Annotated in this window: 19 protein-coding genes; 1 reads left to right on the top strand and 18 read right to left on the bottom strand. The window is 37.0% G+C overall.

Annotation, left to right across the window (positions count from 1 at the left end; genetic code table 11):
• Positions 1-7 precede the first annotated feature (7 nt).
• The 3 genes from GKE48_RS09215 to gdhA form a co-directional block, all read right to left on the bottom strand.
• Entirely contained in the window at positions 8-2,725 is a 2,718-nt protein-coding gene (locus GKE48_RS09215; protein WP_154300915.1) for a YfhO family protein, read from the bottom strand.
• A gap of 48 nt (positions 2,726-2,773) precedes the next feature.
• Positions 2,774-3,349: a hypothetical protein gene (locus GKE48_RS09210; protein ID WP_055215940.1), complete on the bottom strand. Its 576-nt coding sequence runs from the start codon at positions 3,347-3,349 to the stop codon at positions 2,774-2,776.
• A 149-nt stretch (positions 3,350-3,498) separates the two neighbouring features.
• The gene (gdhA, locus tag GKE48_RS09205; protein ID WP_012739843.1) at positions 3,499-4,857 is read right to left on the bottom strand and encodes an NADP-specific glutamate dehydrogenase; all 1,359 of its coding nucleotides are present in this window, start codon (positions 4,855-4,857) and stop codon (positions 3,499-3,501) included.
• Between the two features lie 277 nt (positions 4,858-5,134).
• Between gdhA and GKE48_RS09200 the strand changes: the two genes are divergently transcribed.
• Complete coding sequence (locus GKE48_RS09200) at positions 5,135-6,745, top strand: LCP family protein (RefSeq protein ID WP_154300914.1); 1,611 nt, start codon at positions 5,135-5,137, stop codon at positions 6,743-6,745.
• Positions 6,746-6,808: 63 nt separating this feature from the next.
• On the opposite strand, the gene GKE48_RS09195 is transcribed toward GKE48_RS09200, so the two are convergent.
• The 15 genes from GKE48_RS09195 to GKE48_RS09125 form a co-directional block, all read right to left on the bottom strand.
• Complete coding sequence (locus GKE48_RS09195) at positions 6,809-7,615, bottom strand: Cof-type HAD-IIB family hydrolase (protein WP_022098480.1); 807 nt, start codon at positions 7,613-7,615, stop codon at positions 6,809-6,811.
• Between the two features lie 64 nt (positions 7,616-7,679).
• Complete coding sequence (locus GKE48_RS09190; RefSeq protein ID WP_154300913.1) at positions 7,680-9,395, bottom strand: S8 family peptidase; 1,716 nt, start codon at positions 9,393-9,395, stop codon at positions 7,680-7,682.
• Positions 9,396-9,473: 78 nt separating this feature from the next.
• Positions 9,474-10,859, bottom strand: a complete 1,386-nt coding sequence (clpX, locus tag GKE48_RS09185; RefSeq protein WP_154300956.1) for an ATP-dependent Clp protease ATP-binding subunit ClpX — start codon at positions 10,857-10,859, stop codon at positions 9,474-9,476.
• Between the two features lie 44 nt (positions 10,860-10,903).
• On the bottom strand, positions 10,904-12,274 hold the full coding sequence (locus GKE48_RS09180) for a S1C family serine protease (RefSeq protein ID WP_243138484.1): 1,371 nt from the start codon (positions 12,272-12,274) through the stop codon (positions 10,904-10,906).
• A 142-nt stretch (positions 12,275-12,416) separates the two neighbouring features.
• Complete coding sequence (locus GKE48_RS09175) at positions 12,417-14,144, bottom strand: phospho-sugar mutase (RefSeq protein WP_012739849.1); 1,728 nt, start codon at positions 14,142-14,144, stop codon at positions 12,417-12,419.
• A 27-nt stretch (positions 14,145-14,171) separates the two neighbouring features.
• Entirely contained in the window at positions 14,172-14,435 is a 264-nt protein-coding gene (locus GKE48_RS09170) for an HPr family phosphocarrier protein (RefSeq protein WP_022098476.1), read from the bottom strand.
• Between the two features lie 12 nt (positions 14,436-14,447).
• Entirely contained in the window at positions 14,448-15,743 is a 1,296-nt protein-coding gene (locus tag GKE48_RS09165) for a CdaR family protein (RefSeq protein ID WP_055215934.1), read from the bottom strand.
• Positions 15,724-16,593: a diadenylate cyclase CdaA gene (gene cdaA, locus GKE48_RS09160; RefSeq protein ID WP_022098474.1), complete on the bottom strand. Its 870-nt coding sequence runs from the start codon at positions 16,591-16,593 to the stop codon at positions 15,724-15,726. The genes GKE48_RS09165 and cdaA overlap by 20 nt, the downstream gene beginning before the upstream one ends.
• 64 nt (positions 16,594-16,657) lie before the next feature.
• Positions 16,658-17,701: a hypothetical protein gene (locus tag GKE48_RS09155; protein ID WP_055287739.1), complete on the bottom strand. Its 1,044-nt coding sequence runs from the start codon at positions 17,699-17,701 to the stop codon at positions 16,658-16,660.
• 16 nt (positions 17,702-17,717) lie between these two features.
• On the bottom strand, positions 17,718-18,125 hold the full coding sequence (locus GKE48_RS09150) for a hypothetical protein (protein ID WP_334296468.1): 408 nt from the start codon (positions 18,123-18,125) through the stop codon (positions 17,718-17,720).
• 50 nt (positions 18,126-18,175) lie between these two features.
• A complete protein-coding gene (locus GKE48_RS09145) occupies positions 18,176-19,210 on the bottom strand; it encodes an Ig-like domain-containing protein (RefSeq protein ID WP_154300910.1) in 1,035 nt (344 codons plus the stop codon).
• A 144-nt stretch (positions 19,211-19,354) separates the two neighbouring features.
• Positions 19,355-20,671 carry a sensor histidine kinase gene (locus GKE48_RS09140; RefSeq protein WP_154300909.1) on the bottom strand — a complete coding sequence of 439 codons (1,317 nt, stop codon included), beginning with the start codon at positions 20,669-20,671 and terminating at the stop codon, positions 19,355-19,357.
• Positions 20,672-20,706: 35 nt separating this feature from the next.
• Positions 20,707-21,375, bottom strand: coding sequence for a response regulator transcription factor (locus GKE48_RS09135; protein WP_022098468.1), 669 nt, complete (start codon positions 21,373-21,375; stop codon positions 20,707-20,709).
• A gap of 16 nt (positions 21,376-21,391) precedes the next feature.
• Positions 21,392-23,182, bottom strand: a complete 1,791-nt coding sequence (locus tag GKE48_RS09130) for a Na/Pi cotransporter family protein (protein ID WP_119218284.1) — start codon at positions 23,180-23,182, stop codon at positions 21,392-21,394.
• Positions 23,183-23,273: 91 nt separating this feature from the next.
• Positions 23,274-25,805: an ATP-binding response regulator gene (locus GKE48_RS09125; protein WP_173016912.1), complete on the bottom strand. Its 2,532-nt coding sequence runs from the start codon at positions 25,803-25,805 to the stop codon at positions 23,274-23,276.
• Positions 25,806-25,819 lie beyond the last annotated feature (14 nt).

Genomic DNA, 25,819 nt, shown 5'->3' with positions numbered 1-25,819 from the left:
TAATGCCTCATTTCAATAATATACGGATTATATGATATATAGCTGCCGGGATTGTACTTATTACAGGTACTACAAACATTGCAGCCACAACTATTGCAAACAATCCAATATATATATACTGTGCACAGTACTTAGCCCATACAGGAACATTTATAGTTCTCTTATAATTAATCACAAGGCATAACACAGTTATTAACAATGTCACAAGTGTAATAAGCAGTCCTGCATTTCTGCCCTTTGGCACAAATGTAAACACTAATGTATTCTCGCCTTCGTGAACCTGTACACCTGTAAACAGCCCTGCTATCTCTTTAGTCTTAACTGTCTTTCCATCAAGTGTCACGGTCCAGTTAGCGCTCTTAATAACCGGTATCAGGGCATAATCCTTAGTTCCATCACTGTTTATCTTAACTGTAAGCGTATTATTAGTATATGAAACATCTGTCTGCTTATCTGCGAAATCCTCACAGAGCTTATCCATCTTCTCCATATTAAGAAGTCCGATAGTCATCTTACTCTGGTTAATATATTTAGGCTTATCATATTCAATCTTAATCTGAACATCTTCATCTTCAAATATGCCAAGATAAAGAAGATTATTATTATAATCCGTAAAATATGCTGTATTATTAACATCTCCAAGTGTAGGTACAACAACTGCCTCACCATTCACATATACATGTATGCTGCTCTCAAGTTTAGATGCATTAGCATCCGCATTAGGCTTCTTCACATCTGCAATATTCATATATATAGCACTCCTGCTTCCGACATTAATAGTCATGGACTTAATATTGCCAGCAGTCTCTGCCTGTGGATATATTCTTGTTACAAATGTTTCTTTATCTCCAGTCATTGCTTTATACATTCTGTTATGGTATGTAATCCAGTCAACATTAGTCATATCAAGCTTGCTGAAGCTGCTGTCAACACAGAATCCAAATGGCAGGTTATAATTAGTGTTGTAAAGGCTGTAATCGCCTTCCTTCTTCTCTAATGTATATAAAGCACTGTCAAGTTCATTGATATTAACTGCTTGTGTAACATGCAGCACTGCATTACTGAATACTGTTCCACCTGAATCTAACAGCCACAGGAAATACTTAGAATATCCCCATCTCTTGGCATAACTTTGTGTATCGTCCTCTAAAGCTGCTGTAAAGCTTGATAATGCTCCTCTTCTCAATATAAGAGGATAATTGGCATTAAGACTGATATCAGGATTTACTATTCTGTCTGTAGCAGACTCTTCTATATCAAGGCTGTCTGCCGCATCATTGGCATACTGCACATAATCACCAATCTGATAATCTTCATATGTATAAAACTTAGGAGGTCCTATAAGAGCATATGCACCGATAAACAATTCAAGTGCAATAACAAGGATAACTGATTTGCAGTTAAATTCTTTCTTTCTTATGAGCATAAACATATACACTGCAAACATTACTGCAAATATCATTATAAAAAATGCCATTGCAAGCATTTCATTGTTTATTGGTAATATGTTATAAATCATAACATATACTGCACCAATTACCGCTACTATCGCTGTCTGCCTGCGATAAAACGCACCCTTTAATGGTATATCTGCAAACATCTTCTCAGCCATTCCTGCAGCAACGCAGATAAGCGTGAACGATATCAGATATCCGTTTCTTAATGTATATCCGTTATATGAGCCAAAATGCCACATAAGGTTAGTAGCCTCCATAAGCACCGGACCTAATGCAACAACAAGCATGGCTACAGAATATATAAGCTGTTTTCTGTCTGACTTATATATTTTTATTCCCATAATAATAACTGCTATAACGAATGCAAGTCCATAAAGCATCATCCATCGCTGCAGTGCTGCCATTGCACCATCTGTAACGATTGAACTTGTTATCCAGCCTGCATACTGTGATAAAAGCCCCTTAGACGCACCACCTCTCTGTGATGAAGAAAGCTGTGCAAATACAGGAACAAGCACGAATGCTGAAAGTCCGATACCTGCAATTGTGCCTATACCGACATTCCATGCAGTTTCCTTCCACTGCTTTCTCTCCTGCATAACTACCATTCTTATTCCACAGATAAGGAATATGTATATAAGTGACATTGCACTTAAGTAATAATTAATTATGAAGCACAACGCAATCATGCATATATAGAACATTTTCTTTCCTGTCTCAAGCATTCTGTCATATGCCATTATAAGAATAGGGAAAAATGCAACTATATCCATCCATGGTGTAAAGCATGAACCATAGAGAATTACATAACCACAAAAGGCATACATGCATGAAAACATAACCTTTAATCCATACACAAGATTATTGTATTTCTTATTAATAAGCGCATACATTGCAACTGACATGAATATCATCTTAACAAGTGTAATTATTGATATGCTCTCTAATATGTAACTTCTTGGAACAAAATATAATAAAAGATTAAACGGTGTAATCATTGAAAATGCTGATATACTCATTGACACATTTGTTCCAAGACCTGTATACCAGTCAAACCATATTGATGCCTTACCATGCATGAAATCCCACAGATGTGCATAAAGCGGTGCTACCTGCTGCATGTTGTCAAAATAATCTATTCTGCTGCTTCCAAAAGGCCATATACCTTTAAGTATAAGTATTACAATCATAACCAGACCTGTTATTATACCAGGTACTGCGTATGGCCTGATCTTTTTTAATAATGATTTAAATCCCGATTTCTTCATATAATTCTACCTTTCTATACATTTACACATATTCTGTCATCTTTGGATTTAAGTTTCCGCCTGACCTTTATCAAGGCTTATACTGTAAAGAGTATATTCTGCATTGTCAGCATGAAACTTCACTGTAAGAAGCTCATCACCGCTGACATATCCTATCTTTAGCTTCGTTGTTCCCTTGCTGTCTATATTTCCAATCAGCTTATCATTCACATATACTTCAATTCCTTTATCACCAACGGCTGTTGTATCATATTCCGTAATATCACATACAAGATATATATTATCAGATGATTCATCCGGAATATAGTATATATATGAATCTTTGTCTGTATTCTTCGTTCCTTCATATCTCTTTGTTTTCTGCCAGCCCTGACCTTTACGACTGCAGACATTGCTTTGTTCTTTACCATTACGGTCTTTATGTTCTGTACATATCTCTTTCGTTCCAAATGTATATTTCAGATTACCATAACCCGGCCAGTCTGTAAGCTCATGTGTCAGATAGTACATTCGGTATTCTGTTCCAACTTTAGGATTCTTTCCCCACCATAATACTAATATGTAAAAAACAACAAGTACCGCACATGCTGCGTACAGCAATACTCTTGCTATATTCTTTCTCATACAGACCTCCATTTTTATACTTCTACAATCATATAATATAAATCATTTTTCGCAATCTGCCAAGTAAAAAAAGGTTCTACAGACATATTGTCTGCAGAACCTTACAATTAAATCATATTATAAGACAATTATTACATTAAAGCCTGTAATTAGCAAACTCCCTGAGCAAGCATAGCGTCAACAACCTTCTCGAAACCAGCGATATTAGCACCAGCAACATAGTCTGTCTTTCCACCAACTGTCATATCATATCTCTTAGCAGCATCTGAAATGTTAGCGTAGATTGTTTCCATGATTCCCTTAAGCTTTCCATCAACTTCTTCGAATGTCCATGAAAGTCTCTCTGAGTTCTGGCTCATCTCAAGAGCAGATGTAGCAACACCACCAGCGTTAGCAGCCTTACCACCTACGAAGAGAACACCATTCTCCTGGAGATACTTTGTAGCTTCTAATGTTGTAGGCATGTTAGCACCCTCTGTTACAGATACAACACCGTTAGCAACAAGCATCTTAGCATCCTCGATGTCTAACTCATTCTGAGTAGCACATGGAAGAGCAAGATCTACCTTGTACTGCCATACTCCGTGTTCACCATTCTGCTTAGCAAAATACTGAGCTGATGGCTTAGCAGCAGCGTATTCTGTAAGACGTGCTCTCTTAACTTCCTTAACTTCCTTAAGAAGTGCAACATCAATTCCTTCTGGATCATAAATCCAGCCTGTTGAGTCTGAGCATGTAACAACCTTAACACCTAACTGCTGTGCCTTCTGGATAGCGTAGATAGCAACATTACCTGAACCAGATACAGCTGCTGTCTTGCCCTCAAGTGACATTCCATTATCTTTCCATAAAGCATTAGTAAGGTATAATAAACCATAACCTGTAGCTTCTGTTCTTGCAAGTGATCCACCGTATGTAAGTCCCTTACCTGTAAGTACGCCTTCGAACATTCCACGGATTCTCTTATACTGACCGAACATGAATCCGATTTCTCTTGCGCCTGTTCCGATATCACCAGCTGGAACATCAACATCAGCACCGATATATTTGCAAAGTTCTGTCATAAAGCTCTGGCAGAATGCCATGATTTCTCTGTCTGACTTGCCCTTAGGATCAAAATCAGAACCACCCTTACCACCACCGATTGGAAGAGTTGTAAGTGAGTTCTTGAATACCTGTTCGAAACCTAAGAACTTGATGATGCCTAAGTTTACTGAAGGATGTAATCTTAAACCACCCTTGTATGGTCCAATAGCGTTATTGAACTGTACACGGAAACCTCTGTTTACCTGTACCTGTCCCTTGTCATCTACCCAAGGAACTCTGAACATGATCTGACGATCTGGCTCTGTAATTCTTTCAAGAATAGCGTTCTTTCTGTAAACTTCCTCGTTAGCCTCAACAACTGGTCTTAAAGACTCAAGAACCTCTGTTACTGCCTGTAAAAATTCAGGCTGATCTGCATTCTTCTTAGACACGATGTCTAATACTTCATCAACATACCCCATAACCTTAAAACACTCCTTTAAATTATTATTTAAGATTGTACATTACTGCACATCAATTCTAGCGTTATTATATCTGTTCTGGTTAATTTCCGCAAGTTTTTTATAGCGTTTACCTATTAACTTTAAGTTATTTGTAATAATATTAATTAAAATAAGCCTATATCTAAGGTATGTTGTTTTTCTTGCTTAAGATAATTAAGTTTTACTTTTTGATAAAATCATGGTAGAATGTATTCGTTATTTTTTTATTATCCTAATTGTAATTAAGGAGTGAATTATGTCTAATTTTTTTACAAGAAGTAAAGACGATATGAAATATTTATTTAAGAATAAAGAAGAGCTTTCTAAGAAAGAACGAAAAAGAAAAAGGCGTGGCTGGGGTACACTTATTGGTCTTATATTAGTTCTGATACAGCTTATTGTATCGGGATTACTTTTATTTAATATATTTAAGTTAGATATTCTTCCATTGAAGTATTTAATTGCGGTCAACGCATTTTTACTGCTGATATTCCTGTATGATTTCACATCGCAGTTTACGAAGGCTCATATTATAGGTAAGATTCTTGCAGTACTTATGTCAGGAGTGATTGTTTTTATATACCTTGTATCATCTAAGCTTGATTCTGTCCTTAATAAACTTAATCTTCCTGAGATTAACACTGACATCGTTGATGTAGTTGTACTGGCAGATGACAAGGCTTCCTCTTTAAATGATCTTGCCAATTACAAGTTTGCTTATAATTCAACTGCAAGCAACGCTAATGTCAAGACAGCATTTGATTCTGTTAAATCAGAGCTTAACAAGAGCAGCCTGGAACTTGCAGAATACAAATCATGGGATGATCTTGTAACTGCCTTTTATGATAATACAGAGATTCAGGCAATTGTTATGAATGATTCCATGCTTAAGGTTGTTGCCTCACAGTATGAAGACTTTGATACCAAGGTTAAGATTATTAAGCAATACGAATATAAGAAGCTTGTTACTGTCCAGAAATCCAACGTTAACGTAAAGAAAGAACCATTTATAATATATGTTTCCGGTATCTCAAGTGAAGATGGTGCCGATTCAGCACTCTCTAATAATGCACTTAGTGATGTTAATATAGTTGCCGTTATTAATCCTGAAACAAAGCAGATTCTCCTAGTTACAACACCAAGAGATTCTTACATTAAGATTACCGGACCTGATGGAAGAAAAGGTTATGATAAACTTACACATGCTGGAAACTACGGTGTAGAAGCTTCTATTGACACTCTCCAGAATCTGTATGGCATTGACATTGATTATTATGTAAAGATTAATTTCACAGGCTGCGTCTCTGTTGTAGATGCACTTGGTGGAATCACAATTGACTCAGAAGTAGAATTTACTTGTGGCGAAGATGCTTCTCCTATTCCATATCATTTCGTCAAGGGACCTAATGAATGTGATGGTGAGATGGCAGTTGCATTCTCAAGAGAAAGACATGCATTTGCTGCCGGAGACTTCCAGCGTGGACGTAACCAGACAGCCGCCATCAAGGGTATCTTACAGAAAGCTACTTCACCTGCAATACTTACCAAGTATTCAGCCGTACTTGATGCTGTTAGTGATATGTTCCTTACTAATATTCCAACAAGCACAATATCTGATCTTGTTAAGCTTCAGTTAAGCGACAGTACAGCATGGAACATACAGACATACAGTATTGAAGGATCAACTCAGCCACCTGCTGGACAGGGTCCTGCTTATCTTGAGATAACCGGCCTTAGAGGTGCTTCTGTTGTATATCCTTACGCAGACAGTATTAATACAGCTATCCAGCTTATGAGTAAGATTCAGAATGGTGATGTATTCGATGTAGATGAATATGTTGACAGTCTCAATAACAATTCTAATTAATCAATAAAACATACCCCCGGCAGCCAATAAAACCGCCGGGGGTATATTTTTTATAATCCATTATTATAATATATAATTATCTATAACATATGCCACACCACAGTCATCGTTAGATGGTACATCGACATCTGCATATTTCTTAACTTCAGGATATGCATTCTCCATAACCGCTGCAAGACCTGCATACTTTAACATTGGAATATCATTCATTCCATCGCCGCATGCAACGAGTTCTTCACTTGTTATATCAAGCATTGTGAGCAGCTTATCCAAAGATGCATCCTTTGCAACTCCCGCAGGTACTACCTCTAAGAAATAGCTCTCTGAAAAAAATGCATTGATTACTCCCTCATGCTTATCTAACAAGGCTTTCTGCACAGGAAGAAGCTTTTCATGCTCTCCTACAACCAGAAATTTCTCTACAGGATAATCCACAAATTTGCGCAAATCATCTACTTTCTTGATTGTAGTACTGTTGCATATTGCTTCTTTCTTTACATATTCATCAGAATCACTCTCAGCAGCTATCTGCGTATCAGCATATGTCAGAGCATACACACCGTTGGCTCTTGCAAGACTGCATATATCTGCTATACAATCCTGTGGCATTATTGTCGCAGACATCTGCTTCCCTGTCTTGCAGTCAACTATACAGCCGCCATTATATGCCAGTATATAACCACCTTTTTTGTCAAGCTCAAGCTCTCTGGCTATTGGTGTTATTCCAAAAAGCGGTCTTCCTGATGCAAGAATAACCTTAACACCTGCATCTATCGCTTTCTCAATCGCTTCTTTATTACCTACTGGCACTTTCTTCTCTCTATTAGTTAATGTTCCGTCCAAATCCAGTGCCAATGCCTTATATTTCATACTTCTCTATCTCCTCTTTTCGTCATGTATGAACAATTTAGCATATAACACCAGTGATTTCAACCTAAGATATTCTCATCATGTTAAATGTTGTATATATATTCAGTTTTCCATAACCAACTACAGGGTTAGGATATACCATATATTCTGAGCGTACTGCACCTCTTATAAGCTGTGCTTTAATATCGTTATGATTAATCATCTGACTATTCTTTACATTTACCTGATATGAATATAAAAGTGCAACACAGCCCCCGGCATAAGCCGTTGCATAGCTTGTTCCAGTAACCTTAACGCCTCCAGATGGAGCAATTCCATATACCCCCGCACCCGGTGCAACAAAATCAGGTTTAATCCTTCCGTCAGCGCTATATCCACGCCCACTTTCATAATAAGCAGCCCCTGTATAATGATTATATGCTCCTACACTTATAACACCATCAGCTGCCGCTGGAACTGTAAGTGTTGTATCCGGGTCGGATTTTAAAAAATATATATCCTGTCCGGAAAACTGCTTTAATGGAAGCCATGCATTATAACTTCCTTTTATATTAGTGAGACTATATATATAGAATTTCCATGTACCCTCAACTGGTGTCTTAAGTCTTACGAATATAACCTCCATTCCAGCAACATTTTCAGTTATCTGATAATCTACCGTAACCGTACTTCCCTCATAAAGAAATGTATACTCCATACTTGCACCCATTCTTGCAGGTATTCTTGGAACATATTCCCCTGACGGTGATTCAATCGACACGGATAATATATCAAGACTATCCGCCCATATTTCCATCGTAAAACCCTTTCCTGTTCCATCAACATTAATTTCCATAACATCAGGTACCAGGGCTGACATTACTGTCCCTTTATAATGACATTTATTATTAGCTTCATTGCCCATACATGTTATAACTGATATATTGGGTTTTTTAGTAAGATTCTCCATCATTTCTGCCAGAGGAGATGCGCCTGTTCTTGAACCATTAGCACTTCCCAGACCAAATATTATTATCAATGGTTTTCCAAGTCGTATAGCGTAATCTTCAAGAAATCTTAAAGCCAACATAATATCACTTTCCTCAAAAGCTGGAACGTCATCCTTTATCAGAAAAAAATCTCTCAGATACTGTTTACTTTGTTTTAATTTAACCACTAAAAGCTCTGCTCCTGGTGCAACGCCAACATATCCGTCTGTATATGAACCTGCTGATATTGAAGCCATCAGCGTTCCATGTCCTGACGTGTCTCTTTGTGCAACATAAGAATATGGATTTTCTCCGTTATTGTCAGCCTCTATTGCCCTGTCTATTTCATCCTTTTCATATACTCTGCCAAAATGTGCATATGTATTTGCAACATCAGTCTCTGTTCTATCTGTCTGATCCCATATAGCCTGAATTCTTGTATTTCCAAGTCTGTCCTTGAAAACATCATTAAGATAATCTATTCCGGTATCCACATACCCTATGAGAACATTACTCCCGTCTGCCTGCAGATTATCCTGTCCAAGTACACGTAAAGCACCTATTTCATCAAGTGCACTTATATCCGCATCGCCTTCCATGAGTCCATATAACTTTGGAATAGTAAAATACCCCAGAGAGCTTATATTAAGCTGGCGGTTATCAGGCAGTTCTCCATGAGCTATAATCCATTGCGAATCAGCTCTCTGCGAACATATCCCTGACAATGCCTTAATAGCTTCATCAGCCCCTGGGGTATCTTCTATTATGTAATCATATATATTCTCTTTGGTTATATCAAAATCACATGCCATAACATCTCCTTAACATAAAGCAATCACTGTACATGCTATATGTATTCAGAAATGTATTGTATTATTCTGCTATAACTATTATGCTCTCATAGTTATTACCGGAGCACCTTTCTTTTCAACAACATCTTCTGTAATTGTAACTGAACCTATATTGCTGTCTTTCGGTATCTCATACATTATATCAAGCATAAAATCCTCAATAATAGAACGGAGTGCTCTTGCACCTGTATCTTTTTCCATTGCCTTTCTTGCTATGCTTCTTAATGCATCATCTGTAAACTCAAGCTTCACCTCATCAAGCTCTAACAGCTTCTGATACTGCTTAAGAATTGCATTCTTAGGCTCTTTCAGAATATTGACAAGCATATCCTCATCCAGTCTGTCAAGTGAATATATGATAGGCAGTCTTCCTAAAAATTCTGGAATCATTCCGTATTCTCTAAGATCATCAACCGTCACATAAGACATGATGTTCTTCTCATCATCATATTTATCTTTAAGGTCAGCATTAAATCCAATTGAGGATGACTTATTAAGCCTTGTCTTGATAATATCCTCAAGATCCGGAAATGCACCACCACATATAAACAGAATATCCTTCGTGTTAACAGTTACCTGTGGAACCATTGCATTCTTACTTGTCGCACCAACAGGAACTTCAATCTCACTGCCTTCTAACAGCTTTAACATTCCCTGCTGTACAGACTCACCACTTACATCTCTGCTTCTGGTCTCTTTCTTCTTGGCAATCTTGTCTATCTCATCAATAAATATAATTCCATGTTCAGCTTTCTCTACATCATTGTCTGCTGCCAGTAAAAGCTTAGAAACAACTGACTCTATATCATCTCCGATATATCCTGCCTCTGTAAGTGTTGTTGCATCTGTAATAGCAAGTGGCACCTGTAATATCCTTGCAAGCGTCTTAACAAGATATGTCTTACCACTTCCTGTAGGTCCAATCATAAGCATATTAGACTTCTCAATCTCAACGTCACCCAGAATCTTAGCATCTGCTGAAACTCTTTTATAATGATTATATACAGCCACCGACATTACCTTCTTAGCATAGTCCTGACCTATAACATACTCATCTAACTTTCTCTTAATCTCATGTGGTGCAGGCAGCTTAGAAACGTCAAGCGCTGGTAACTCCTTCTTATTCTCTTTCTTTTTCTTAAGCTTCTGCTTTTCTGGAACCGGGTCTGAATCCATAGCGCCAAAATTGCCAAACATGCCCATTCCAGGCATGTTTGACATCTTCATCATATCTTCATAATTAATTCCGCTGCTGTTAATTGAATCGAATGTTCTTTGCATACAATCCTGACAGATGTATATATTGTTAGGCATAACAATCATCTTACCAGCTCTTGATTCTGGTCTTCTGCACACAAAACATATCTTCTCATAATCATCGGAATTCCCATTGTTATTCTTATTAATATCCTTATCTTCTGTCATATTCTCATTGGTATTATCCATAAATATATACTTGGAATATATCCTTAAGATGCCTTCTTAGAACCAAGCGTTACCTCCGTGCTCTTAAGAACATACTCGCTTCCTTCCATATGATAATAATCTATAGTTACTTTTTCACCTGCCTCATAATACTGAAGCATGTTAGTAAGTCCTGACCAAGTAGTAACTGTCTGGTCATCAAATCCGACAATTATGTCATATGTCTCTAATCCTGCCTTGTCTGCTGCTGAATCATCAGCTACAGTTCTTATAAGAATACCTACAGGATATCCATAATATGATGCATAATTACTTGTAATATCTACTGCTGCAATTCCAAGGTATGCTGCCTTATCTGATGAAACCTTGTTTCTTGTCTGCTTAGTCATTAATGAATCGATAATATCCTTAACATTAGAGACAGGAATTGAATAAGCCATACCTTCTACACCATCACTGCTTGTTTTTGCAAAGTTAATAGCGATAACCTTTCCTTCTGAATTAAGAAGAGCTCCACCACTGTTACCAGAGTTAATCGCTGCATCTGTCATAAGAAGTCCTGTAAATGTTACATTGTTGACTGTAATTGAACGGTCCTTTGCACTAATTATACCAGTTGTAACTGACTGGCCTTCACCTAATGCATTACCAATGGCAACAACCTGCTGTCCAACTTTAATATCTGATGAATCTTCAAGTTCTGCAATTGCAATATTAGACGCTGTATCAGATGAAATATCACTTAATGATACTGCGGCTACCGCAATATCCTGATCTGACTTAGAACCCTTAACAGAACAGCTTGCACTTGTGCCATCAGAGAATACACATTTAAGATTATCAATATTATCAACAACATGTGCATTAGTTACAATAAGTAATTCAGTATCACTCTTGCCTACAATAATACCCGTACCACTTGATGTTGCTTCATAGCTCTGTCCATATCCAAAATAACTTGAATTTTTAACTGTTGTTGTACCATTGAGCTGAACCATTGCAGGAAGGGCTGCTGTAGCAACCGCCTCTACATCCATCTTACCTGATGCTGAAAGATTAGTATCTTCTGTAAGCGAAGAATCTGTCTTAGCAACATTAGAAATATTATTACTTACTGTTGGTATATTAACACCTGTAGCATCAGACTTATTACTGCCAGCAATCTTTCCGCCTGCATAATTAACACCAAACATAACCGAACCGGCTATTGCGCCAAAAAGTACTGCTGAAAGAACAAAGCATGCTGCTTTCTTTGCAAATCCGCCTTTGTGTTTCTTGTGCTTCTTAGCTTCATAAGGTGCACTTGAAAATGCTGTGTTATTATTGGCTGTACTGCTATTATTAGTATTGTTATATGGTATATCACTGCCACTGTAACGGTACTGTGACTCATTCTCATTATTGTCGTTATACATAATCATTCTCTCCTTTTAACATTGTATTATGACAATGAAGATTCCATACATAACAAATGAACACATCTCACTGTCAATACATGTAATATAACAACGAAATGTGTTCATATTGTGTTTTAGTTGTTAATTAAATTTGAACTGATTATAAACCAACAATTTCAGAAACTGCATCAGTAAGTTCTTCTAACTTCTTATCAGCATCCTCAAGACCTGTTCCCTTAACACCCATATAGAACTTAATCTTAGGCTCTGTTCCTGAAGGTCTTGCACAGCACCATGCATGGTCATTAAGTTCAAAATAAAGTACGTTAGATTCAGGAAGTCCTGTAGGCTTCTTCTCGCCTGTAGCAATAACTGTACACTCATCCTTCTTATAATCTCTGAACTCAACAACATTCCATGCTCCGAACTTCTTAGGTGGATTATTTCTTAAATCATCCATCATCTTAGCAATTTGGACAGCACCTTCTGCACCCTTCATAGTTACAGCCTTCTGTCCTTCCTTGAAGTAGCCGTACTTATCAAAGATATTAATCATCTGATCCCATAAAGTAATGCCTTTAGACTTATAGTAAGCTGCTGCTTCACATAATGCCATAACAGCTACGATGGCATCCTTGTCTCTTGCATGAGTTCCAACCAAGCAGCCGTAACTCTCTTCAAAACCGAATTCATATTCGTATGTATTATTCTGCTCAAAGAACTTAATCTGCTCACCAATATACTTAAATCCTGTAAGAACTTCAATAAGCTTTAAGTTATATTCCTTAGCGATAAGATCAGCTAAGTTAGTAGATACGATAGTCTTTACAAATGCACCATTCTCATGAAGAAGTCCCTTCTCCTTTCTCTGTGAAAGAAGGTATTCTGCAATAAGCATACCAGACATATTACCTGTGAATGACTTGTACTCACCTGATTTAGTGTCCTTAGAATATACGCCAAGTCTGTCCGCATCAGGGTCAGTTGCAAGAATAATATCTGCATCAACTTCCTTAGCAAGTCTTAATGCATATGTGAATGCCTTAGGGTCTTCAGGATTAGGGTACTCGAGTGTTGTAAAGTTAGGATCTGGTTTTTCCTGTTCTGGAACAACATATACATTCTTGAAACCTAACTCTCTTAAAATTCTTCTTACAGGAACATTACCTGTACCATTGAATGGAGAGTATACAATCTTAATATCATCAGCAACCTGCTTAATGATATCTCCGTTAAGGCTCTGCTTCTTTAATGCTGCAATAAATGCATCATCCATATCATATCCAATAATGTTATACAGGCCTCTTACTCTAGCCTCTTCTTCATCAATAGTCTTAACATCATTAAAATCAGTAACAGCCTTAACTTCATTGATAATCTGTGTATCCTTAGGTGCTGTTATCTGGCATCCGTCATCCCAGTATACCTTATATCCATTGTATTCTGGAGGATTGTGGCTTGCCGTAACCATAATACCTGCTGTACAGTGAAGTTCTCTTACTGCAAATGAAAGTTCTGGTGTTGGTCTTAATGAAGGAAATATGTATACCTTAATGCCATTAGCCGCAAGACAAAGAGCTGCTTCCTGCGCAAATTCTCTTGACATTCTTCTATTATCATGAGAAATAGCAACACCCTTATCCTGTGTTCCTTCCTTGATAATAAAATTAGCTAATCCTTGTGTTGCCTTTCTTACAATGTATACATTCATTCTGTTAGTACCATTGCCTATGACACCTCTAAGTCCGCCTGTTCCAAACTCAAGATCCTTATAGAATCTGTCCTCAATCTCTTTCTCATCTCCTGCAATTGATTTGAGTTCTGCACGTGTGTCTTCATCAAAATATTCATTCTCACACCATGCTTTGTAAGTTTCCATATAACCCATACCCTTTACCTCTTTTCTTGATTTATATTAGTCCTGTAAAGCTTTTCTAAAGCTCTCAGAAACTGCTTTCAATGCTTCTTCTTCGTCCGGACCTTCTGCTATGAGAGTTATCTCATCTCCACACCCAACGCCTGATGCAAGAATAGATATAACACTCTTTGCATTAACAACCTTATTCTTAAATGTGAATGTAATGTGTGAATCAAATTTAACAGCTGTATCACACATTGCTCCTGCAGGACGAAGATGTATTCCTAATGCACTTCCAACTAGTATCTTCTCACTTACCATATGAATCACCTCTCAATTTCTAGTCGTCACTGATGTTGTTTCCTGAGTCGACTGAGTAGTTTCTGTTTCCTGGGTATTATCCTTAAACAACACATTAACGGATGCTGCTCTCTTTAATGTAACTCCATCCGGAAGTTTAACCGACAATGTAATGCTTTGTATTCCTGACGTAGTATATGTAGACAAATCTGCAGTCATCGTTATGGCAGATGCGTCTAATGCAGCAATTGCAGTCTCTGAACCCTCGACATCTATTGAAAATGTTCTATCCTCAAAGCTGTAGCTCATTCCGGTTTCAAGTCCACTAACCTTAATATCTGATGTATTAAGTGTTATTGTCTTATTACCTGTACTCTCGATTCTTACTGTAACCTCAATCCTTGCATTATCAAGAATTGTAAGCGATTTATCTATGTAATCCGAAAGACCAAACTTATACACTTTATTTTCAGTCAAACCATCTACATTAATATTACTTGCCGGAATAACAATCTTATCAAGACTGTTAAGCATATTGGTATCACCATATACAACAACACTATCACGATTAAGCGTCACTCCTGAAACTCTGTATCCGTCTGCCGGTTTTCCTGACGTCTTAACTTCTATACTTACAGTCTTAGTCCTTACAACCTGTGCAGTATAGCCCACACTTGTCTGTGTAAGTTCAACAGAAGAATCATTAATTTCATTATTATCAGAATCATACAAATGAATATCTGCTGTTCCCGTCACATCTGCAGTCGCTCCTGTCACATCAAAAGATATCCCTGCATGGTCTATATTATCGATAACAGACGAAGGTCCTGTAACCTTAACAGATGTTGGATTAAGCACTCTTCTTACCACTGCATAGCCATCTGCCGCTGAACCGGTAATCTCTGAAACAACATTTACAGTCTTAGTATCTCTGTTTTCTATGCTTAATCTTACAGCAGATGTTTTAGGTGTAGCTTCAACATTATTAAGAACCTGTCCATCTTTAACAACTGATACATGAATATCAACATAATCAGCAAATGCGCTTATCTTGCTAAGATCCGCAGTTGCAACAATATCACTTGCTTTGATATTAGTAACAATACTCTTCGGTCCACTTACATATACTGATATCTTGCCACCCTCTACAATTTCATAACTGTAATTCTTATCAGTCAGACTCTCTGTATTAATAAGCTGTACCGACACATTACTGAATGTATAACTCGTGGTTGGATCATATACATTAACTATAACCGTCCACAAAACAACCGCAAATATAGCCGACAGAATCTTAAGGCTCAGGTTCTTAAACATCTTTTCCTTCATGCTTTAGCCTTCCTCTCCATATCTTGAACGACTTCACATCAATAGTTCTCCTGCGAAGATATTCCAGCTTGTTTCTAAGAGAATCCGCATCAATATCATGAATAAGTTCTCCACCAACAGCCACCGAAACCTTACCGGTTTCTTCAGATACTATAATAGTCATACTGTCTGTCACTTCACTGATACCAACACCTGCTCTGTGCCTTGTGCCAAGAGCCTTATTAAGATTGTTATTATCTGAAAGAGGCAGATAACATGTTGCAGCAACAACCCTGTCTCCCCTTATAATAACAGCTCCATCGTGAAGCGGCGTATTATGCTCAAATATATTGATAAGCAGCTGGCTTGTAACCAGGCCATCAACCGTAATTCCTGTTTTCTCATATTCTTCAAGAACCATATCCTGTTCAATAACTATAAGTGCTCCTGTATAAGCAGCCCCCATATCAAAGCATGCCCTTACTATCTCTTCTGCAGTCTTACTGCTAAACCTTTCACCCTTTTCTCTTCCGTCATTAAACCTGAAAAGTCCAAACAGAATCTTCTTTCGTCCAAGCTGCTCTAATGCTCTTCTTAACTCCGGCTGGAATATAATAACAAGTGCAATAATACCAACACTGATTGTCTTTCCTGCAATCCACAGAATAGTCTTAAGATTCAGAATATACGCAATCAGTGCGAATATAACAACAATAATAATTCCCTTAAGCAATACCCATGCCTTGGTATTCTTAATCCATACCATGACATTATATATAACAAAAGCAATAATCACAATCTCAATAATATCGGTCCATGTTATACGCGGAATATATAATTTAACAAGATAATCCCTTATGAAATTATTCACTGTATTATCGCCTCCGTTCTTCTTATAATCTTCTAAATAAAACTAGCAAAATATATTCTGATTATTACTTATCATCATCATAGAATAAAATATCATCATCTTCTTCGTTAGATACTGCATATCCATTATCTTTAGCTGTATCGCCGGTTCTCATCTGTCTGATATCATCTGTCTTCTTAGTCTTTTTAGCATTAATATGCTTAATTCTTACATCAGCATTTGCAACATTAATCTTTGGTACAGCCTTTACATAATAATAATATTCATCATCCTCATACTGTACATACTCTGTTCTCTTATAATCAAGTGCAAAGAAAACAATATTGCAGATATATGCAGCTGCAACCCCCAGTATAGTTCCTATAATTATAAGAACAATATTAAAATCTGATTTCAAAGCTATCTGTCCTACAACCAGAATAAGGAACTGTGTTATACTTCCCACAATAATAGCTATTTTCCATGAATGATCGATTTTCTGTCTTCGGATAATATATACAACAATAATAGTAACTGCAGCTGCTATAATAAGCACCAGCATCTGTCTGTTCTTTAAAAGGCTTTCTATAAGATAAGATATCTGTTTCATACTTTCTGACAAAGAATCATCAGAAATAGCAGCCTCATAATCACTTGCAGTTCTTATTATGTAGTACATAATAACACCAAAACTCACTGGTATAACTGCCGCAACTGACGAACACAGACCAATCGCTACTGGAAGCACAAATGGTATCTTCATCCAGCAGAACATGGCAGTAATAATAAGTATATAAGCTGTTTTAGGTGCAAATCTGAAATACAGAAGATACATCAGAAGCATTACACACAATACCAGTAATGCAAATTCCGGAGCAATTACATACAACTGTATAAGAATAAATGCTGAAAGAACTATCAGTGTAAAACCACCCGGAAGAAATGCACATATAACAGAAAGTAACAGTGCAAACACCGGATTCTTCAACTTATCCATGTAACCAATACTTGTATTAATCATAATAAAACATATCAATGCAATAATAAACTTTGATGCTGGTACCACATATGTATTATATCTGTTGTAAAATTTCTTAAAACTTTCCTTTAATTCCAATAAAAATGCCATCTATGCCTCCAAATAATTATTTCTTCTTCTGCCCTGTATAGAATCTTTCCAGCTTATTAAGCCTTGAAAAATACCTCTTAATACCTTTTCTGGTATTCTCATATCTGAAATAATATACAAACCCGGCAATTACACAGAATACGACAAGCATAAGCACATAATACAATGCAAACTTCTTGGCAAGTCCTATATAATCCAGGTTATTGATATCCCTTATCATTCCTTCTGCGTTACACAAGAAATACATCGCCAGAAGAATCACTCCTGCAAATGTAGTGGCAATCACTGTCTTTAATACTCCAAAAGCGATGTAATCACCCTTAAAATACTTGGCAGTTTTCAACATGCTTTTTCCTTCATTCTTCTCATATATTGCCATCTTGGTCATCATTTTGATTTTATTCTCATTAAGCAATTTATTCACCTCATTAAACAAGTTTAACCTGCATATGTTTAAATATAACATATTTTTACTTAATTGTATATTACAATTTGAGAGTGTCCGCCACCTGTAGCAACTACAATCCTTACCATTCTTCCGTCAACTGTAAATGTTCTGTCTGTTGAAGCCGAAAGATAATTATTCCATATCATCTGTGAATTACCAGGAATGAGATTCTCGATTACATTATTAATCCTGCTGTCAAATTCACTGTTACGTTTCTTAATATATATAATAGTCACATTACTCTGTGTTATAATCTCACCATAATATGTCCCATTCTGCTGACATACATAAACATTAGAAACTGTCTGTTCAAATCCATTATTAATAATCGTATCTTCAATTTCTCCTGAGCCAGAACTTCCAGAATCATTATTATCTTCTGAAGATGAGTTTTCTGTTGTACTACTGCCAGGCTGTACGCCTCCAGACTGCACCCCACCAGATTGTACACCATCCCCACTGTTTCCGGTTCCTTGAGAACTCTCTGATTTATTTTCTCCTGCAGGCAGATTCTCTAGTCTGGAATCTCCTTCACTGGCACTGCCTGAACCTGTGTTGCTTCCTGACGAAATACTCCCTGCCGTATGAGTGTACACACTGAATCCATTATCTGAACCTGCAGCTACATTTCTTATTCCTTCGATTACAATCGCATCAGAAACACTTCCAACTGTAGCCGTAAGCGTAGCTGTACCACTCCCTGTAACAGTTATTACTCCGTCTTTATCTACAGTAAATACATCTGTATTACTGCTTGTCCATACAATTGACTTATCGTCATCATCAGGTGTGACAATTGCTGTGACCTTCAGGCTTGTCCCAACCGGTACAGCCTTATTCTCAAACAATATCTCAACATCTGTCTGCTCCTTAATATTCTGTTGTTGAGATGATGCTTCATTCTTAAGATCTGTCCTTGTTACACTTACACTGGCTTTACTGTCCGCTTCCTGCTTCTTTCTGTTCTTATCTGTACTTACTGAAATTATAATTCCAGCCAGTATCAAAACAATAACCGCTGCAATAAGAACTACTGATTTTTTAGTACTGATATTCTTCATATTCCCATTAATCCTCAATATATATTATATTCCCTGCTTCCGCAGATTATATCTGTTTTTCTCTTTTTATATAATATAACACAATCACTCTGTTATAAAAAGAAAAAAGAGTGAAAGACATAAAAACTTCCACTCTTAATCATTCTAGAATTCGATGCGTATCTGTGTCCCCTTGTCAACTTCACTTTCTAAATATATTCTTGCATCATGAAGTTCTACAATATGCTTTACAATAGCAAGGCCAAGCCCTGTTCCACCAGTTTCCTTTGAACGGCTCTTATCAACTCTGTAAAATCTTTCAAATACCCTGTCCTGCTGATCCTTAGGAATTCCTATTCCATCATCAGTCACTTCTAACCTTGGCTTGCCATCTACCATTCCTGCAAACACTTCTACATGTCCACCTTCTTTATTATATCTTATTGCATTCTGTACAAGATTATCAATAAGTTCCCTTATCATATCCTTATTGCCACGAATCATGCATGTTGAACCTCTATACGAAAAACGTATTCCCTGTTTCTGTGCATTAACCTGCAGAGACTCTGCACAATCCTTAACAAACTCATACAAATCAAAATTCTCATACTGCCTTGGCATTTCGCTGTGGTCTAATTCTGAAAGCCTTATAATATCATTAATCAATGATAATAATCTTTCTGAATTACGCTTAATCTCATGTGCAAAATGTATTCCCTGTTCATGGTTTACCATCTCATTCTCAATAAGCTCGGCATAGCCTGATATTGCGGTAAGAGGAGTCTTTAGTTCATGTGATACATTTGCAGTAAAATCCTGTCTGCTTCTTGCAGCAGCAAGAATATTCTCATGCTGTGTCCTGATTTTCTCTGCAAAAGGGGCTATTTCTTTATATACAGGCTTCTCCTGTACGGAATCCATATTCTTAGCCATTCTTTCAATAGGCTCAATAAGTGTCCTTGTAAGTAATTGTGAAAGAACGATACACACTACTATAATTACTGCAAGTATTGCTGTTACAGCCGGAAATACATTGCCAAACACACTTAATAAACTGCTTGCATCACAGGATACTCTTATAACAGTCCCATCCTTCTGTTTTAGAGCATAATAAAAGGTATTCATATCCATCGTGTCAGAATTTCTTACACACTGACCATGTCCGGTATGAAATGCATCCTGTATCTCAGGTCTGTCTTTATGATTAGGCATTACATTAATATCATTATCATTATCAAAAAGCACCACCCCATCTGAATCTATCCATGTAATCCTGAGATTATTAATTGGAAGCTTTACATCAGCATATTGCGACGACTTTTCAAAAACTCCGGTTTCCATGAGTACTTCAGCATTAGTTCTCAGTCCGGCCTGGACCTGTTTCTTAAACAGTCCATAATATATAAAAGTTATTCCGATAGCTGTAGCAAGAACCGCTATAACTGCTATTCCAATAAGCCTTAAATTAATCTTCTGCTTCATATATCCACCCTGTTCTGTCTGTCAATTATATCAGGCTACTCAATAACATATCCTACATTACGCACGGTTCTTATACGCGAGCCTGCATCACCTAACTTCTGTCTTAAAGTCTTAATATGCATATCCACAGTTCTTGACTCGCCTTCAAATTCTGTTCCCCATACCTTAAGTACAATAGAATCTCTTGAAAGCACTATATTCTTGTTAGCCATAAGATATCTTAACAATTCATATTCTTTAAATGTAAGTTCAACCTGCTTTCCTGAGACCGTAACAGCATGCCTTTCATGATTAAGTTCAATCTCTCCAACATCCAGCACGCCTGCCTCGTCTGTTTCTGTTCTTCTAAGAAGTGCTTTAACTCTTGTAATAAGCTCCATTACAGAAAACGGCTTCTTAATATAATCGTCAGCACCATCCTCAAGTCCCTTTATCATATCAAGCTCTGTAGACTTTGCCGTCACCATAATAACCGGCAGTCTCTTAGTTGCAGAATTCAGTCTTAACTTCTTAATGATGTCATAACCACTTTCATCAGGAAGCATAACATCAAGCAACACAAGGTCCGGAAGAATCTCATCAAGCTTCTTAAAAAACTCTTTGGAACTTCCAAATGCACCTACCATATGTCCACTGTTCTTAAGTGCAATTGTCTCTATTTCCCTTATGCTTTCATCATCCTCAACTATGTATATAAGAGCCATATTCTCATCTCCTGTTCTAGTCAGCTTTCTTTAATTCCGGAAGCTGATACTGTTTATAATACTGTCTGCATTCTTTTGCAAACTGAGGATTATCCTCATTAGTAAGATGCTCCAGATATCCATGTGTTTCAAAACCATTATCTCTTACTTCAATCATACATACAGCAATATTAGAGCAATGGTCTGATACTCTCTCAAAATTTGTCATAATATCTTCGAGTATAAGTCCTGTCTCAATTGTACATCTGCCTTTTCTTAATCTGTTGATATGACGCTGCTTAATCTCTAAGTTCAGTCCATCAATAACCTGTTCTAACGGCTCAATATGCTTTGCTGCCTCAATATCCTGATTTTCAAAAACCTGTACTGTATTACTAACTATATCATGTACCGCTTTTGCAAATGTTTCAAGTTCTTTTCTTGCATTCTGTGAAAAAGATGACTCCTTGCTGTTCATCTCTTTTGCAGATTTTGCAATATTAATCGCATGGTCAGATATTCTTTCAAAATCACTCATGCAGTGAAGAAGTATTGAAAATGTATGATTATCATGTCTTGATAAATCGCAGTTACCAACCTTTACAAGATATGAACCCAGCTTATCCTCATACTTATCGACATCTTCTTCCATTGCCACAACCTCATCATATGCAGCATCTGAATAATTATTAATAATGTCAAGCGCTTTATCTAGCGCTTTCTGTGACAAATGTGCCATCTTCACAGCCGTATTCCTGCATAACTCCATCGCAACTGCCGGAGTCTCTAAGAATCTTTCATCCAGTGCTGCAAGATCTGCTGCCACACCTGTCTGAATAACTTCCTCATGTTTTCCATCCGGAATAGAAAGAGTTGCAAGCTTCACAAGCAGATTAGAAAATGGGAAAAGTATAATTACACATCCAATATTAAAGAGACTGTGAATCACTGCTATTCCTGCTGCATTTGCCGGTGTTGATAAAAATTCAAAATGAACAAACATATTCAGGCTGTAAAATATAACCATAAATATAACAGTACCTATCATGTTAAAATAAAGGTGTATCATTGATGCTCTCTTGGCATTCTTCTTTGCACCTACAGAAGATATAAGTGCTGTTACACATGTACCTATATTCTGTCCCATAATAATAGGAATTGCTGTCGCATAGTTAACCGCACCTGTTACACATAATGCCTGCAGTATACCAACCGATGCAGATGATGACTGTATAACTGCTGTAAGCACTGTACCTGCAAGAAGTCCGAATAACGGATTAGAAAACAGTGTAAGCATACCCGTAAACTTCTCATTGTCAGCCAGCGGTGCAACTGCGCCACTCATAGTTTCCATACCGAACATAAGAATTGCAAATCCAAGAAGAATATTACCTATATCCTTTTTCTTAGAATTATCCTTGCAGGTCATAGTCATAATTATGCCAATAACAGCAAGCACAGGTGAGAATGATGATGGTTTTAAAAGATTAATCCATCCTGCTCCACTTATACCTGTAAGTGATAACATCCATGAAGTCACTGTTGTACCAATATTGGCACCCATAATAATACCTACAGCCTGTGAAAGCTGCATAATACCTGAATTAACAAAGCCTACAACCATTACCGTAGTTGCAGATGATGACTGTATAACTGCTGTCACAGCCATACCAAGCAATACTGCCATAATTCTTTTAGAAGTAAGTTTTTCAAGTATCTGTTCTAATTTACCTCCGGACAGCTTTGCTAAGGAATCTCCCATGACATTCATTCCATATAAGAACAAAGCCAGTCCGCCTGCCATCGTAAGTACACCAAAAATATTCATTTTACATAAGCTCCTTTTTGAACGACTTTTTCACACATCATGTGTATTCTAAATGAGCATTGTAAAATGTATTATGTAAGTTATGTAAAATTTATGTAAAATTTGCAACTATGTCTTTTATACGGTCTATATTAACAGGTTTTGCAAGATGAGCATTCATCCCACAATCAAATGCAGCTTTTACATCATTAGAAAATGCATTTGCTGTCATAGCTACTATTGGAATATCCTTTGCGTCAGGGTGCTTCATTTGTCTTATTGCTCTTGTAGCCTCATATCCATCCATGTCAGGCATCTGTACATCCATAAATATAAGATCATACTGCCCCTTCTTTGAATGTCTGAACAAATCAACAGCTGCCATTCCGTTTTTTGCACAATCACAGGCTGCCCCCTCTTCCTTTAGAAGTTCTTTAAGCATATCTAAGTTAATACCATTATCTTCTGCTATTAGAAAATTCTTACCCACAAGTACATGATCCGGTTCATTCTCATGCTTTGGTATGTTATATCTGTTCCAGAGGTCTTTATTCGTATTAATATCCGCAATTCTGAATTCCATAGTTACCTCGTAAGTTGTTCCCACTCCCTGTGTGCTTAGTACCTTTATAGTTCCACCCATGAGATCAATAAGATTCTTGGTTATTGCCATTCCAAGTCCTGTTCCCTGGACTGCATCTGTAAGGCTTGTCTCTTCTCTTGTAAACGGTTTAAATATGTCTTTTAAATATTCTTCACTCATTCCTATTCCATTATCAGATATGATGAATTTGTATTTTACAATCTGTGGATTGGTAACTTTTATTTCTTTTATTTCAAATGTTATGTTACCGCCTTCTTCTGTATATTTAACAGCATTAGACAATATATTAATAAGTATCTGGCTGAGTCTTAATTTATCTGCGGTAATGCAGCAATATTCAACACCATCTGATTTCACAACAAATGTCTGGTTCTTCTTCTTTGCCTGCGGTCTGATTATATTGTCTGTCTCATTTATGATGTCAGCAAGATTCACGTCACAAAGATTAAGAGTAGTTTTCCCTGACTCAATTTTACTCATATCAAGGACATCATTAATAAGACTCAGCAGATGCTGGCTTGAAACAACTATCTTTTCTGCATAGTTTCTGACTTTATCCGGATTCTTATAATGTCTTAACATAAGCTGTGAAAATCCTACAATTGCATTCATAGGAGTTCTTATATCATGACTCATATTAGACAGGAACTGACTTTTTGCACGATTTGCTGCCTCTGCTGTATGAAGCGCATCTTCCATATGATTTCTTATCTGCTGCTCGTAAGTTCTGTCTGACAGAATTATTACAAGAACATCATCTCCGTCTTTATCCATATGATAACATCCCTGGTTAAAAAGTCTGTATTCACTTGAATCTGCTGGCTTTATCCAGTATTCATTAACAGCAGATTCTCCTTTTCCCAGCTTCACAATATCATTCCATTCAGGAACTTCTCCCCTCTTTTCCAATTCTCCAAAATCTTTAAGGATACCATCATATTCACTGCTCCTTATTCCCAGAACTCTCTCGATATTTCTGCTTACATACAGTTTTCTCCAGTCTCCCCACGAAAGCATAATATACACATCATCCAGATTTTTAGCCATAATCGAAAATAATATATCCCGTCTTGCAATCTCATGATCCTTCTCACTTACATATCTTTTGTAATATGTATATAGTACTACACATGCAACCATAAGAAGCAGTATACCTATCTGTACTGCCATTATAACAGTTCTATGCTGAACCGCAAGAGAGCTTGAATTGGCGACGCTTATAGGAACCATTGATATAAGCCCCCAGTTATCAAATCCAATTGGAACATAAACAAGACAATACTGGTTTTCATCAAGCCTGAATACCATTTCTTCTGCATCTGAATTCTTTACACTTTTCATAAAACCATCCAGTGACTTACCGGAAATATCCGCATTTTTCAGATGATAAAATATATTACCACCTATATCCATGCTGCCTTCAGACTTTAATACGATATCACCATTAGCATATATTACATAACTGCTTGTGTCCTTTGAAAACGCTTTTACACCCAGTTCTTTATTAATAGCTTCTGTATTGTATGAAACCGCTATGGAACTGTATTTAAAACCACTAATATATGCCGGCTGGACAGGAATCGCAAAAAACATTACCTCATCACTTCCCGGAAGTGAACCATCGACTACAACATTTTTCCTGTCTATCACAAGACTTTTCCATGTATTTCCGAGTTCAAGATACCCCTTTTTACCTGACGATGACAAGTAATTACAGGCATCATCTATAAAATAAAATTCTGTGTAATGCCATTCATTCTTCCATTCAGCAAGAAACTTACTGATACTGTCTATATTTTCACCAGCCTCATCTATATAATCACCTGTCATTCCAAGCAGGTTCCACTGCTGCCCGGTTATCTGCATGAATTTTTCACTGACCTGCGTATACACTTCATTAAGATTCTTCGAACTTGTCTCATACAGTTCTCTTTTGACCATAATGGAATAATTAAGCATTATTACGCCTACACACACAAATACAATTATTGCCACGCCTACTGCTGCAAAGAAATATTTTCTATACTCATTCTTCTTCAATTGCCCCATTTCCT

This window comes from Lachnospira eligens, assembly GCF_009680455.1.
In the GTDB taxonomy this organism is placed as follows: Bacteria; Bacillota; Clostridia; order Lachnospirales; family Lachnospiraceae; genus Lachnospira; species Lachnospira eligens_A.
This window is presented reverse-complemented; position numbering and strand designations above follow the sequence as displayed.